Origin of the sequence: Alteromonas sp. CH_MED4-4, assembly GCF_037029575.1 — a bacterium.
Classification (GTDB): Bacteria; Pseudomonadota; Gammaproteobacteria; order Enterobacterales; family Alteromonadaceae; genus Alteromonas; species Alteromonas macleodii.
On record NZ_JAYMEU010000002.1, the window covers coordinates 154,483 to 168,401 of the forward strand.

Consider the following 13,919-nt stretch of genomic DNA (forward strand, 5'->3'; position numbering starts at 1 on the left):
TAAATTGTGAACAAAAAAGTAGATATTCGCTGCCTCGTTTATAAGTGTATCACGACTTCTTCAGGGCTTGCGACTCTTGCTATCACCGCCTTTTGGCTACTGGCATTAATTACCTTAATATTGTCACCAACAACACCGTCTTGCTGAGCGATTCCGGCTGTTTTCACTTCCATACCTGCTACCTCAGCAGTTATGGTAATTCTGTCGCCTTTGCACACAAAGCATAGCATATTTGACTGTATAGCTTGTCCGTCAGTCACTCGGCGTTTTATTCTAGCCCCAATAAGTGCTTCTAGCTCAGTAAATGCGGTATGGCGTAATCGTCTTACATCAACTTTTGCCAGAGAGAGATTCGATGATGTCAGTACGGTTCCTGGACTTATTGCGCCTTGAGTGACAACAATTTCTTTGGTACGCGTTACTTGCCCGCTGGTAAAAAGGTACCATTCATTATTTCTACAGCTCACTCTAACTGATATATACGATTGGCTCAGCGCTTCTTGCGACGCATTGTATTCGAACCCAGTTGGGCAGTCAGGAATATTTATCCTATCGTCTATCTTCACAATAGACACATCAATGCTAGTATCCTGCGTATTATCAGCAAGTTGAGTTATTAGGTATTGTTTTGCGCCTTCTTCAACCTGTTTGTGATTGGTTTGTGTCGCCAAGCAGTTCATAGAAAGCACACTGAAAACGGTCAATGACAGTAATCGTGTGAATGTAAGGCGCGTTTTGGCGTTCATATTTTTCATCATGACTTTTCGTGTTCAGTTTACAAGTTATTGACTATGCTTAATACGGCCGGTTTGCTTAGTGCAAATAAATAACAGCCAAAGTAAATCCATAAGGTTTACAAGCACGAGCGTCAACGCAGGATCATTGACTAAGTTAAGGTATAAACCCTACTAAAGACTGAAAAATGCTATTTAGTGTCATTTTTCTGTCGTTTGACCTGCAAAAATTTAGTGATATTGTCTATCTTTATCATAAGAGGCAATGATCATGCCCAGTATTACTTAGAGGTGACCTATGTCGGGGATTTTAGATTCAGTAAACCAGCGCACGCAGCTTGTTGGGCAGAATCGCTTAGAGTTGCTGCTGTTTAGACTGAACGGCCGCCAACGCTTTGGAATTAACGTTTTTAAAGTGCGGGAAGTGCTTCAGTGTCCTCCGCTAACAGCAATGCCGAAATTAAACCCGTTGGTTCGTGGTGTGGCGCACATCCGTGGTCAAACCATATCGGTCATTGATTTAAGTATGGCAACACGCGGCCGTAAAATTGAAGATCTCTCTAATGCCTTTATTGTTATTGCGGAATATAACCGTTCAGTTCAGGGCTTTTTGGTGGGTGCCGTAGAGCGTATTATCAACACCAATTGGGATGCGATCATGCCGCCACCTCAAGGCACCGGCAGAGCAAGCTATTTAACGGCGGTGACTGAAGTTGAAAATGAACTTATTGAAATTCTAGACGTTGAGAAAATTTTAAATGAAATTTCTCCGTTGAATGCCGAAGTAAGTTCAGAGGTGGCAGAAGGTCTGACAACCGAAGGCCAAGAGAATAAAATTATCTTTATTGCAGATGACTCTGCGGTAGCGAGAAACCAAGTTAAAAAGGCCCTAACTTCACTAGGCTTAGAAATTGAGCTAGCTAAAAACGGTCTTGAAGCATTAAACAGGCTTAAAGAAATTGCGGAAGAGTATGGCGATGTAACGAACCGTGTAGGCGTGCTGGTCTCAGATATCGAGATGCCAGAAATGGACGGCTATACACTAACCGCCGAAATTAAGAATACGCCTGAACTTCAAAAGCTTCATGTTGTATTGCATACGTCGCTCAGTGGTGTCTTCAACCAAGCTATGGTGCAGAAAGTAGGGGCTGATGACTTTATCGCGAAATTCCACCCCGATGAACTTGCTACCGCGGTACAAAAGTGGCTAATGACTGAGTGCGAATAACGGAGCAAGATTGGATTGGCTAATAAAGACGTTTCGCCAGCAAGTTACCTCAAGTTTAGAGAGTTTTTGGAAAAGCAATGCGGCATAGTATTAGGTGATAATAAACAATACCTGGTGCGCAGCCGTTTAGCTTCATTACTCTATAAGCATAAGTATGAGTCTGCTGACGAACTGATTGACGTGGTTGTGAAAGGGTTCGACAGAACTTTACTACAGAACGTTATTGACGCAATGACCACAAACGAAACGTTGTGGTTTCGAGACAACTATCCCTTCGATTTACTTGTAAAAGAGTTACTACCAACACTATCGGCAAAAAATCAGAAGCTTCGCATATGGAGTGCCGCTTGTTCGTCTGGACAAGAGCCTTATTCTATTGCGATGTCTGTACTTGAATATCAGCGCCAAAGGCCAGGTGCATTAAGAGCGGGTGTTGAAATTGTTGCTACAGATTTATCGTCAGAAATGCTGCAAAAGTGTGAGTTAGGTATTTATGACGAACTGTCCCTTGCAAGGGGATTGTCCCCGCAAAGGAGACAGGCCTTTTTCCAGCAAAATGATAGCGGGCTTATGCAGGTAAAACCCGACGTTCGTCGGATGGTAAGCTTTAGAAGTCTAAATTTACTTTCGAGCTATGCAGCACTTGGCCGCTTTGATATCGTTTTTTGCCGTAATGTTTTAATTTATTTCTCGGCCGAAGTAAAACAACGCATCCTGCAACAAATTGCCGGACAGCTGCAGCCTCAAGGTGTGCTTTTCCTTGGCGCGTCGGAGTCTATAAGTGCTGCGAGTGAAATTTACAGTATGGTTAAGTGCCACCCTGGCCTTTACTATCAAAAAAAATGATCTAACTTATCGGCCTGATAACTAATACTTTTTTTATGATCAGGTCGACACTTTTGACTTACACCCTCCGTCAAAATCTCATTATGGCATTTGCCTTGCTAACTATTTCTACAAACGACAGTAAAACGGCAAGATTCGATATTTAATTGTCCGCTTACATTGTCACCACGAAACAAATTTTTAGTATGTCAGAGGTCATGTTATGGCTATTAACCTAGATAAGCTGGTTGGCTTTAATGAGTCAGCACTCACTATACGCACAGAGCGTATGGAAGTGATTTCTGGAAATCTAGCGAACGCAAATACGCCTGGTTATAAAGCGCGGGACATTGATTTCAATAAAGCAATGCAGTCGGCTATGCGAGAAGCATCAGGTGGTACAGCCAATCACGCTTCTTCAGGAATGGTGCGGACAAATGATCGCCACTTAAGCGGCAATTCTACGTCAGTAGCGGCAAACTTTGACATGCAATACCGCATCCCAACACAACCAGACACTGGCGACGGTAATACGGTTGAAGTTCAAGCGGAAAGAAATCGGTTTTTAGACAATGGATTGCGCTACCAAGCCAGCCTAGAATTTTTGAACGGAAAAATTAAAGGCATGAAAAAAGCGCTTAGCTCAGGAGGTCAGTAGTCATGAGTTTATTTAATGTAATGCAAATTTCGAGTACGGGTATGGAGGCGGAGAATGTACGTCTTAATACAACGGCAAGTAATATTGCCAACGCTAACTCGGTTAGCAGCAGCTATGACGAAACATACCGAGCTCGCCATCCAGTCTTCGCTACGGCGTTGCAAGATGCAATGCGCGATCAGTCAAAAGGTGCAGGTGTTCAAGTAAAGGGGATTGTAGAAAGTGATGCCCCTTTGCAAGTGGAGTATTCACCTAACAACCCGATGGCAGATGAAAACGGCTACATCTATAAACCCAACGTGAACATTGTGGAAGAGATGGCGAATATGATGTCAGCGTCTAAAGCGTATGAAACTAACGTGCAGGTTGCGGACACCACAAAGCGTATTTTCCGTCGCGTACTGCAGCTAGGTCAAGGGCAGTAACTTGCCGCTTGAATAATGTGAGGATTACTCAGTGAATACCATAAACAATACTGGCTTAAATACTGATCTGTATTGGCAAGAGGAAACCGTCAAAATAGCTGACGGCACCGAGCAGCAGTTAACCCAGGAAGATTTCTTCTCAATGTTAACTGAGCAGTTAGCCAATCAGGATCCCACTGCACCCGTTGATAACGATCAAATGGTAGCGCAGATGACATCATTTACGATGGCCGACGGTATTTCCCAGCTTAACGAAAAGTTTGAGTCGTTTGCAGCTTCAATGACATCGAATCAAGCGTTACAAGCTTCTAGTCTTATCGGGCAAAACGTGCTGGTTCAAGGTAACGTGGGTTATATGGCCAATGAAGGCGATGGCATTTCGGGTGTCATCGTGAATGAAAAAACAGTTCAGAATATGACGATCACTATTGAGAACCAGTTTGGTGAAGTCATAAAAACCATTGATGCAGGCACACAAAGCGCTGGCAACATTGAGTTTGAATGGGATGGCAAAGATAAGCATGGCAACCAGATGGCACCGGGTGAATATGTTATCAGTGCCACTGGCGAGTTGAATGGAGAAGGTGTTCAGCTGAATACCGCCGTTAATCGCCATGTTGGAAGTGTAAGCTTGGCTGGTAGTGGTCAAGGCGTAATTTTGAATTTGGATGGTGATGTCAGTATCAATCTTGATGACGTCATTCAAATCGGCAGTTAGTAGGAGAATCAATAATGTCTTTTAATATTGCACTGAGTGGCGTATCAGCCGCACAAAAAGATTTGGATGTAACCGCCAACAACATCGCAAACGTAAATACAGTTGGCTTTAAAGAATCTCGCGCTGAATTTGGCGATGTTTATGCGGCATCACTGCTTTCAGGTGGTAAAACTAAAGTAGGTGACGGTGTACTCACTCAAGAAGTTGCTCAGCAATTTTCTCAAGGTAGCCTTCAGTTTACCAACACCTCGCTTGATTTGGCGATCACGGGTAATGGCTTCTTTGCGACAGTACCTGAAATTACGTCTCGCGACTTCTCGTTCACACGTGCGGGTCAGTTCAAGTTAGATAGCGACAATTTCGTGGTTAACAGTAACGGCGATAACTTATTGGGTTTCCCCGTTAACTCTGATGGTACAAGTGCCTCGGTAGCACTTAGTACTACTGAGCCAGTGCGTATTCCAGACTCTTCGGGTTCTCCCGCACAAACTACAGAAGTTGACATTCGAATGAACTTGCCTGCTGGTGATGCAGCCCTAGATCCACAAGATTTTGACCCTGAAGATCCACTTACCTACAACGCGGCAACATCGGTAACCGTTTACGATTCGTTAGGTGATAGCCACGTAATGACCTATTACTTCATAAAGGATGCTTCACCGGGTGTTGATAATGAGTGGTATGTTGCTACTGCAATCGATGACACGCTAGTTGATATGACAGATTCAGCGGGTAATGACACAGACCCAGCAACAGCAGTAAATAGTGTCGGTGGTAACACTGGTAACGCCGTAACAGCATCTAAACTTATCTTCTCTCAAGGTGGTGATTTTGCTGGCATGGAAACGCCTGATGGCCTACCTACACTTGATTTCAAAATGCAAACAGAAGCGTTAGGCGCAGGTATACTTGCTAATGGCTCAGATCCTACGCAGCAAATAAGCATAGATTTTAACCTCGATGTTAATAACGCGACGCCTAATGAGCCGACTCAGTTCGCCTCTGCGTTTGAAGTTACTTCACTAGAACAAGACGGTTTACCTGTAGGTCGATTAACAGGTATCGACATTGGTCCGGATGGCTTGGTTCGAGCGACGTTCTCTAATGGTACGTCTGAACCTATTGTTCGAGTCGCTTTGGTTCGCTTTTCTAATGAACAAGGTCTAACTCAGGAGAGCAGTACTCAGTGGAAGGAAAGTATTCTTTCAGGTGAGGCACTAGCGGGTGAAGCAACAACTGGTACTTTCGGCGAAATTAACTCTTCGGCGCTAGAACAAGCTAACGTTAACCTTACCACTGAGCTCATCGACATGATTATCGCCCAGCGTAACTTCCAGGCAAACTCGCGTGCGCTTGAAGTGAACAACTCATTAAACCAGACTATCCTTAATATCCGATAGTTTATAAATAGTCACTTTTAAAGAAGGCTAAGCGGCAAATTTCAGGCGCGTGATACCGCTGTTATTTGACCCAGTTTAGAAAGGTCGCAACAATGCGACCTTTTTATTTTTCTTTATATATCAAATTAATACCACCCTTATTTTTCAATTGCACTAAATATCCACAGATTGGCACTGCCTTTGCAAAATCTTGTTTAAGGTTTAATCAGAGTCAAAAGTCAGTCATGGACAAACTTCTCTATATTTCAGCAAGTGGCGCCTCCCAAGACCTACTAGGAACAGGGATTAGGGCCAATAACTTGGCTAATGCACAGACAACGGGATTCCGAGCGCAGTTAGAGCAGGCAAGGTCAATGCCGGCCTACGGCGAAGGTTTGCCGACTCGCGTGTTTTCCATGACAGAAAGCCCGTCGAATAATTACGAGTCGGGTCCGATGATTAAAACAGACCGCGATTTAGACGTAGCCATTCAAGGTGATGGTTGGTTCGCTGTACAAGATCAAAATGGTCAAGAAGCGTACTCGCGTGATGGAAATTTCAAGTTGGGCGATGACGGAATTTTGACAGATATCCACGATCGCGTCGTGCTTGGTGACAATGGGCCAATATTCCTTCCTGTTCCTTTAGATAATCTCAATATTGCCGCCGATGGCACGTTGTCAATGAGACAGTTAGGTGCCCCTGCCAATGTTATTGAAGAAGTGGGACGACTTAAATTAGTTAGCCCAAACTATGCAGATATGGAACGTGGGAACGACGGCTTATTCAGAATGGAAGATGGCTCAATAGCGCCAGCCAACGCCAACGTAAAAGTAATGTCGGGCATGCTTGAAGGTTCTAACGTCAATGCGGTTGACGAAATGGTGGACATGATAAGCCTGCAGCGTCACTACGAGCTTCAAGTCAAAATGATGAAGCAAGCAGAAGAGCTTGATACTCGCGGTAATCAGCTACTACGCATCCTTTAAAATAATTTTTATCACCGTTGCCCTATGAGCAACGTCGGAGGTTAACATGCATCCAGCATTGTGGATAAGTAAAACCGGACTAGACGCCGCACAGACCGATGTGGCAGTGGTGTCTAACAACCTAGCAAACGCATCAACAGTGGGCTTTAAAAAAGACCGCGCGGTGTTTGAAGATTTGCTTTATCAGAATATCAATCAGCCAGGCGGTCGTTCGTCTGCTGACACAGAGCTACCTTCTGGGCTTATGCTTGGTTCAGGCTCGAAGGTCGTTGCTACTCAAAAAGCACATACGCAGGGTAACCTGTTAACCACTGAAAACGCGCTTGATATGTCAATTCAGGGTCGTGGTTACTTTGAAATATTGCAGCCAGACGGCACCATTGCATATTCAAGAAATGGTCAGTTTTCACTGAACGACCAAGGCCAAATTGTTACTTCGGGCGCGGGTTTTTTGCTTCAGCCTGAAGTGGCTATTCCCGAAGATGCGCAACAAATCACCATCTCGCAAGATGGTGAAATAAGCGTAAGTATCCGAGGACAAGCAGAGCCACAGGTTTTAGGTCAATTGAATATCTCTGACTTTGTGAATCCTACTGGTCTTCAGCCAACGGGACAGAACCTTTATGTAGAGACGGCATCAAGCGGTGCACCTATCCAAGGTATCCCTGGGCTTCAAGGTTTGGGTTATATATCACAAGGCACGTTGGAAACGTCTAACGTCAACGTGACCGAAGAGTTAGTAAACCTTATCGAAAGCCAGCGCTTGTATGAGATGAACTCAAAGGTTATCTCATCGGTCGACCAAATGCTTGGTCAGGTTATTCAGCAACTTTAGTAGGTAGCGTCATGCGTATTTTAGGTTTATCTGCTGCACTTCTGATACTTGGCGGTTGCGCCAGTACAAACGAGCCTCCCGTTCAGGCAAACGACCCGTCGTTTGCACCGGTAGTGCCAGATTACCCGCGTGAAACGGTAGTAGAAGATGGCTCGCTTTTTCGTTCGCAGCTTGCTAACAACTTATATTCTGACGTTACTGCAAGAAGAGTCGGTGACATCATCACTGTAACGTTAAGCGAGAATACCCAAGCGAGCAAATCAGCCGACACTAGCACAGCGAAAGATTCAAACGTCAATCTTAACCCTATTACCGGGCTTGCTGGCCAAGCGATAAATATTGGCGGAGAGTCCGTACAATTAGGAATAAGTTCATCCCGAGATTTCTCCGGTGATGCCACTGCTAACCAAAGCAACAGCTTAAACGGTGCTATCTCCGTTACCGTGGTCGACGTACTTCCTAACAGCAACCTTGTTATTCGTGGCGAAAAGTGGCTAACCCTGAATCAGGGCGATGAATATATCCGTCTTACCGGCATTATTCGTCCGGCAGACATTAGCCCCGAGAATGAAATCGTGTCCACTAAGGTTGCAAATGCGCGTATCCAATATTCGGGTACGGGAAGTTTTGCGCGAGCACAAGAAAAGGGTTGGTTAACCAAGTTCTTTGATTCTGCTTGGTGGCCTCTTTAGGTTTTAGGATAGGAGAGTGAACATGCGTTTGTTTTCAGTAGTATTAGCCGTTTTCACAATGCTTTTATCTTTACAGGCAGGTGCGCAGCGCATTAAAGATGTAGCGAGTATTCAAGGCGTACGTAGTAACCAGTTAGTGGGATATGGTCTTGTTGTAGGTTTGCCTGGAACGGGTGAACAAAGCCCGTTTACCGAACAAAGTTTCAGAACCATGCTGCGTAACTTTGGTATCAGTCTTGACGCTAACACCAAGCCAAAAATAAGAAACGTGGCCGCAGTGGCGGTACACGCCGACCTGCCTGCTTTTGCAAAACCAGGACAAACCATTGATATTACGGTTTCTTCAGTTGGCGAGGCGGCCAGTCTTCAAGGCGGAACGCTGCTCCAGACGTTTCTTCGCGGTGTTGACGGTAAAGTCTACGCTGTAGCGCAAGGCAGCTTAGTCGTAAGTGGCTTTGGCGCACAAGGCGGTGATGGCTCTCGTATTGTCGTTAATACGCCAACGGTAGGCAGAATTCCAAACGGTGCGATGGTAGAGCAATCTGTACCAACAGGCTTTGCCAATGGCGACACGTTAACGCTTAACCTCCATTATCCAGATTTCTCAACGGCTAAGTCGCTTGCAGATACGATCAACGAGCGCTTAGGTGCACAGCCCGAAAATGGCTATGTTATTGCTAGGCCCATTGATGCAGCGTCTGTTCGCGTGTCGGCCCCGCGAGATGTCGGTCAGCGCGTGGGCTTTTTGGCTACCTTAGAAAACTTCGAATTTACACCAGCTGATGCGCCAGCGCGGGTGGTAATAAACAGCCGAACAGGCACCATTGTTATTGGCAGTGACGTTCGCTTGTTACCAGCAGCAATTACTCACGGCGGGCTAACGGTGACCATCTCTGAAAATCAGCAAGTTTCTCAACCTAACGCGTTTGGTGAAGGGCAGACTGCCGTTACCACTCAGTCGATTGTTGATGTCGATTTGGCAGATAGCCGCATGTTTAAGTTTGAGCCAGGCGTTACTCTGGACCAGCTTGTGCGCGCGGTAAATGAGGTGGGCGCTGCGCCGGGCGATTTAATGGCAATTTTGGAAGCATTACGTCAAGCAGGCGCATTGCGTGGAGAGCTCGTTATTATTTAAAACGAGAAAGAGCATTTACGAGACGTTAGTAAAATAAAGTCACAGCGGAATAAGCACGATGGAATCACTTAGCACAAAAAGTCAGCTTGATATGGCTCGCAATGTCCACGATATGGGCAGCATAAACAAAATGCGTGAAGCCATTGCGTCGGGCGACGAGACGGTATTGCAAGAAGCTGCCCAGCAGTTTGAAGCGATATTTGTGCAAATGATGTTGAAATCAATGCGTAAAGCACAAGATGCCCTTGCTGACGAAAATAGCCCATTTAATTCACAGCAAGTTAAGTTTTATCGTGATATGCACGACCAACAGCTAGCGACAGACCTCACTTCCGGTGGCGGTTTAGGTCTCGCTGATGTCATTGTTAAACAGTTAGGTCAAACTGAGGATAGCTATACGCCTGCCAGTGTAATCAGAAGTGACGGAGACTTATCATCACTTAACAGAAACCGTGTGTACAACGTAACTGAGGCGCAGGATATTGCCCTCTCTTCACAGTCTATTCGCAGCCAGTCAGCACAAAAAGATGCCATGTTCGAAAGTCCCGAGCAGTTTGTAGAGAGCCTAATGCCAATAGCTGAGAAAGTGGCAGCAAAATACGGAATGGATCCTAAAGCAATAATTTCCCAAGCCGCGGTTGAAACCGGGTGGGGCAAATTTGTTATCCATAAAGCGGATGGGGAAAGCTCGCACAACTTATTTGGCATCAAAGCAAATAAGGGATGGCAAGGAGAGCAGGCTGTAGTCGACACGTTGGAATTTAACAATGGACTACCGCAAAAACAAAAGGCTGCTTTTAGGTCCTACTCGTCAGTAGAAGACGCAATGGAAGACTATGGACGCTTTATCACATCACAGCCTCGCTACAGCCATGCTGTCGAGAATGCTTCTGACGCAGCGCGCTATACCCATGCGCTTCAAGAAGCGGGCTACGCTACCGACCCTGAATACGCGCGCAAGATAATGGCAGTGTATAACAGCGATCGTCTCAGCACGTTAATGCCATAGCATTGGAGATTACATTGTGAGTTCTGTCGATTTATTCTCATTAGCCACCAGTGGTGTTAACGCCAGTAGTAAGCTATTACAAACGACCAGTAACAATATTGCCAACGTCAACACGCCAGGCTATGTTCGCGAGCGCACTGAGCTTCAAAACAGCCAAGTCTTCGGTGTAGAGATCGGCAATACCGAACGTATCATCAACGTATTTGCTCAAAATCAATTGCGCAGGGACATTACTTCTGTCGGCGAGCTTGAGGCATTCTCTAGTAAAACAGCGGCCATTGACAATCTACTAGCGAGTGAGGCTAACTCAATCTCCCAAGGATTGAGCGAGTACTTCGCCGCGTTGCAAACAGCTGCTGACGATCCTACTAACCTGGCGTCTCGCGACCAAGTGTTAGGAAAATCTGAGTCTTTGTACCAACGAATGAAGACACTTTCTGATTATATGTTGGAGAAAGAAGAAGAACTAAACCTAGAGTTCACGTCGATGGTGAACCGAGCGAACACCTTGATTGGCAACATTGGCGATCTAAACCGCAATATTGTTATTGCCAATGGCAACAATACTAGCGACCAGCCTAGCGCATTGCTTAATGAGAGAGATCAAGCGATAGACGAGCTCGCTTCAATCATGGGGATAACAGTTAAAGAAAGCACCACGCAAAATGGAGCGGTAACAATTAATCTGACTTCTGGTGAGTCATTGGTATTAGAAAATGGCGCATTTAATTTATTTGAACTGAATACCAATGCTGACTTAACGTTCAAGCAGCTTAAACTAGAAACAAACTTTGGCTCACAGACAAAAGCTGATGCCTCAATACGTATAGTGGAAGATGATTTAGGTGGCGCACTTGGCGGTTTATTCGGGTACAGAAACGAAATTTTAGGCCCTGCAATGCGGGATGTTGGTCAGCTATCAGTAGCATTCGCCGATGCAATGAATACGCAAAATAAATTGGGGATGGACTTAGACGGTCAACTTGGTAGCAATATTTTCGATATACCTTCGTTTCGCGGATTAGCATATAGCGATACCAATGGTGACTATGTTGTAACTGCCCAGATTACCGAAGGTAAAGGTGCAGAGCTAACGGATGCTGACTACAAAATTGAGGTTACGGCAGTAACTGCGGGCGTGCCTAGCCAAATAGAAATTACGCTATTAAATGCAGATGGCACACCGAAAAAAGACGCTTCTGGCAATGATATTATCTATTCCAATTACGCGGTTACAGCTGGGTTTAATGAATTGCCCGGTGGTATTGAAGTTGATTTCTCAGGAACCGATCCCTATACCGTGGGTAATGAGTTTCTCATTCAGCCAACTAAAGATATCGCGTCTAAGATTACACTAGAGACAAATCGCCCTGAAGATTTGGCGTTTGCAAGCCCGGTGAGAGCGGGAGCAAATAATACAAATTTGGGAAGCGCAAATGTTATTGACGTTACGGTATCTAACACAGAAGTCGGCGCTTCTGCTTTTGACGGAGCGGGTGAGCTGTTAAATTCAGCGCCAGCTCAAATTAACTTTACGGCCGCAGATACATACGACGTTGTAGATGGAAGCGGTAATGTTTTAGCTACAGTAACTGGCACAACTGATTTAACTAACCTCATTAGTCAAGCGGGAATAAGCCCAGATCCAGGCTTTGATTTGAGCTTGGATGGCGTGCCAAAAGCTGGGGATAGCTTCTCGATCAGCTATAATACAGATGGCTTTAACGATAACAGTAATGCGCTTAATTTAGCTGCAATTCAAAACGAAAATACCGTGCAAGTGAGCAGTGAGGCAACGAATACACCACGTACCTTCCAAGATGCTTATGCATCTATGGTTGGCCGAATTGGTGAAGATGCCTCGATGGCAAAAGTAACACTTGCTTCAGCGGAAGCCATGAAGGTTCAATCGCAGAATTGGTTTGAGTCTGTCTCTGGCGTTAGCTTAGACGAAGAAGCCGCAAATTTAATAAAGTATCAACAGAGCTATGCTGCCGCAGCGCGAATTTTGTCTACGGCGCAAGAATTGTTTAATACCATTTTGCAGTCAGCAAGGTAGGTGAGTTATGCGTATATCAACGAATCAAATTTATGATCAAAACATGCGCTCGATTATGCAAAATCAGGGCGATTTGGCAAAGACTCAAGAGCAGCTAGCTTCTGGAAAACGCATTATCACTCCAAGTGACGACCCCGTTGGTGCGGCAAAAGTATTACGTTTAACCGAAGAAATCGATGAGCTAACCCAATTTCAGCGCAACAATGATCTAGTAACAGGTTCGCTCGAACAGCAGGAAGCTGTATTGACGAATATTACCAATTCGGTTAACCGTGCTAGAACATTAATCGTTCAGGCGGGAAATGGTATTTTGGATGATCCTGACAAACGAGCTATCGGGTCAGAGTTAGAGCAAATTAAGCTCGAAATATTTGATTTGATGAACACGCAGGATGCAGATGGAAATTACCTGTACGCAGGTTATCAATCTGGCAATCAAGCATTTACTTTTAACCCTGCTTCGGGAGGTAATGCAATATCCTTTTCAGGCGATGCTGGCGTAAACTTCATTCAGCTTTCAAATAGCTCGAAGATTCAGTCTACCAGTAACGGGTATGAAGTTTTTGAGAACGTACTATCTCGTTTCAACTTTTCAGTAACAGCGAATACGGTAACTTCGTTAGAGGGAGCGACAATTAAGGAGCAAGGTACTTTCGATACCTTTTTTAATAATAATTATGATAATGCTAACCTAACAAACAACGACTTTAGGGTTGATTTTCTCGGAACAGGTCAGGCTCAGCTTGTTAATCAAAACAGTGGTGCAGTTATTGAAACGGTAGGCTACACCTCAGGAGAGCCCTTTACGCTGAAAGGTATGCAATTTGAAGCCGTTGCGTCACCAGGCGACTCGATCAGTTTTTCTCTAGATCAACCTGAGAAAAAAAGCATGGCTCAAACAATCCATGAAGTGCAGTCTTTACTATCAGACACTTCAATTAATCATGGAGCGCTACAGGATGCTATCGCCGATGCATTGGTAGGTCTGGATAACGGCCTAGAGAAAATATCTCTAGAGCGCGCTTCCTTGGGAAGTCGCTTGAATATCGCAGAAAGTACTTATGAAAGTAACCTAGACATGGAAATTGCAGCGAAAGCCCAGCGCTCTTCAATTCAAGATGTTGACTACGCTGAAGCATCGACTGAATTTGCGAAACAGGAAACCGCGTTAAGTGCGGCACTGGCAACATTTCCGCAAATTTCCAACCTTTCCTTATTTAACTACATTTAGTC

Annotated in this window: 14 protein-coding genes; 13 read left to right on the top strand and 1 reads right to left on the bottom strand. The window is 44.9% G+C overall.

Translation table 11 applies throughout. From position 1 onward, the window contains the following. Positions 1-38: 38 nt before the first annotated feature. Complete coding sequence (flgA, locus tag WA381_RS02195) at positions 39-755, bottom strand: flagellar basal body P-ring formation chaperone FlgA (protein ID WP_014948590.1); 717 nt, start codon at positions 753-755, stop codon at positions 39-41. A 277-nt stretch (positions 756-1,032) separates the two neighbouring features. Here flgA and WA381_RS02200 point away from each other — a divergent pair, with 277 nt between their 5' ends. The 13 genes from WA381_RS02200 to flgL all read left to right on the top strand — a co-directional run bounded on the left by WA381_RS02200 (position 1,033) and on the right by flgL (position 13,917). Next, entirely contained in the window at positions 1,033-1,962 is a 930-nt protein-coding gene (locus WA381_RS02200; protein ID WP_014948591.1) for a chemotaxis protein CheV, read from the top strand. Between the two features lie 15 nt (positions 1,963-1,977). Beyond that, positions 1,978-2,808, top strand: a complete 831-nt coding sequence (locus WA381_RS02205) for a CheR family methyltransferase (RefSeq protein WP_156086047.1) — start codon at positions 1,978-1,980, stop codon at positions 2,806-2,808. 202 nt (positions 2,809-3,010) lie between these two features. Beyond that, positions 3,011-3,445: a flagellar basal body rod protein FlgB gene (gene flgB / locus WA381_RS02210; RefSeq protein WP_061094427.1), complete on the top strand. Its 435-nt coding sequence runs from the start codon at positions 3,011-3,013 to the stop codon at positions 3,443-3,445. Positions 3,446-3,447: 2 nt separating this feature from the next. Then, positions 3,448-3,870: a flagellar basal body rod protein FlgC gene (flgC, locus tag WA381_RS02215; RefSeq protein WP_012517627.1), complete on the top strand. Its 423-nt coding sequence runs from the start codon at positions 3,448-3,450 to the stop codon at positions 3,868-3,870. 31 nt (positions 3,871-3,901) lie between these two features. Then, positions 3,902-4,588, top strand: coding sequence for a flagellar hook assembly protein FlgD (gene flgD / locus WA381_RS02220; protein WP_012517628.1), 687 nt, complete (start codon positions 3,902-3,904; stop codon positions 4,586-4,588). A gap of 14 nt (positions 4,589-4,602) precedes the next feature. After that, positions 4,603-5,988, top strand: coding sequence for a flagellar hook protein FlgE (flgE, locus tag WA381_RS02225; protein WP_156086048.1), 1,386 nt, complete (start codon positions 4,603-4,605; stop codon positions 5,986-5,988). 224 nt (positions 5,989-6,212) lie between these two features. Beyond that, positions 6,213-6,956 carry a flagellar basal body rod protein FlgF gene (locus WA381_RS02230; RefSeq protein WP_014948597.1) on the top strand — a complete coding sequence of 248 codons (744 nt, stop codon included), beginning with the start codon at positions 6,213-6,215 and terminating at the stop codon, positions 6,954-6,956. Positions 6,957-7,002: 46 nt separating this feature from the next. After that, positions 7,003-7,791: a flagellar basal-body rod protein FlgG gene (gene flgG / locus WA381_RS02235; RefSeq protein ID WP_014948598.1), complete on the top strand. Its 789-nt coding sequence runs from the start codon at positions 7,003-7,005 to the stop codon at positions 7,789-7,791. A gap of 11 nt (positions 7,792-7,802) precedes the next feature. After that, positions 7,803-8,483, top strand: coding sequence for a flagellar basal body L-ring protein FlgH (flgH, locus tag WA381_RS02240; RefSeq protein ID WP_014948599.1), 681 nt, complete (start codon positions 7,803-7,805; stop codon positions 8,481-8,483). 22 nt (positions 8,484-8,505) lie between these two features. Then, the gene (locus tag WA381_RS02245; RefSeq protein ID WP_156086049.1) at positions 8,506-9,618 is read left to right on the top strand and encodes a flagellar basal body P-ring protein FlgI; all 1,113 of its coding nucleotides are present in this window, start codon (positions 8,506-8,508) and stop codon (positions 9,616-9,618) included. Between the two features lie 58 nt (positions 9,619-9,676). Then, the gene (gene flgJ / locus WA381_RS02250; RefSeq protein WP_014975878.1) at positions 9,677-10,627 is read left to right on the top strand and encodes a flagellar assembly peptidoglycan hydrolase FlgJ; all 951 of its coding nucleotides are present in this window, start codon (positions 9,677-9,679) and stop codon (positions 10,625-10,627) included. Positions 10,628-10,643: 16 nt separating this feature from the next. Further along, a complete protein-coding gene (gene flgK, locus WA381_RS02255) occupies positions 10,644-12,686 on the top strand; it encodes a flagellar hook-associated protein FlgK (protein WP_156086050.1) in 2,043 nt (680 codons plus the stop codon). 7 nt (positions 12,687-12,693) lie between these two features. Then, positions 12,694-13,917, top strand: a complete 1,224-nt coding sequence (flgL, locus tag WA381_RS02260; RefSeq protein ID WP_075176129.1) for a flagellar hook-associated protein FlgL — start codon at positions 12,694-12,696, stop codon at positions 13,915-13,917. Positions 13,918-13,919: the final 2 nt, after the last annotated feature.

Bases quoted from the DNA above. Each gene is read 5' to 3' on its own strand.
- flgA (WP_014948590.1), bottom strand. From the start codon at position 755: ATGAAAAATATGAACGCCAAAACGCGCCTTACATTCACACGATTACTG.
- WA381_RS02200 (WP_014948591.1), top strand. From the start codon at position 1,033: ATGTCGGGGATTTTAGATTCAGTAAACCAGCGCACGCAGCTTGTTGGG.
- flgB (WP_061094427.1), top strand. From the start codon at position 3,011: ATGGCTATTAACCTAGATAAGCTGGTTGGCTTTAATGAGTCAGCACTC.
- flgC (WP_012517627.1), top strand. From the start codon at position 3,448: ATGAGTTTATTTAATGTAATGCAAATTTCGAGTACGGGTATGGAGGCG.
- flgE (WP_156086048.1), top strand. From the start codon at position 4,603: ATGTCTTTTAATATTGCACTGAGTGGCGTATCAGCCGCACAAAAAGAT.
- WA381_RS02230 (WP_014948597.1), top strand. From the start codon at position 6,213: ATGGACAAACTTCTCTATATTTCAGCAAGTGGCGCCTCCCAAGACCTA.
- flgG (WP_014948598.1), top strand. From the start codon at position 7,003: ATGCATCCAGCATTGTGGATAAGTAAAACCGGACTAGACGCCGCACAG.
- flgH (WP_014948599.1), top strand. From the start codon at position 7,803: ATGCGTATTTTAGGTTTATCTGCTGCACTTCTGATACTTGGCGGTTGC.
- WA381_RS02245 (WP_156086049.1), top strand. From the start codon at position 8,506: ATGCGTTTGTTTTCAGTAGTATTAGCCGTTTTCACAATGCTTTTATCT.
- flgJ (WP_014975878.1), top strand. From the start codon at position 9,677: ATGGAATCACTTAGCACAAAAAGTCAGCTTGATATGGCTCGCAATGTC.
- flgL (WP_075176129.1), top strand. From the start codon at position 12,694: ATGCGTATATCAACGAATCAAATTTATGATCAAAACATGCGCTCGATT.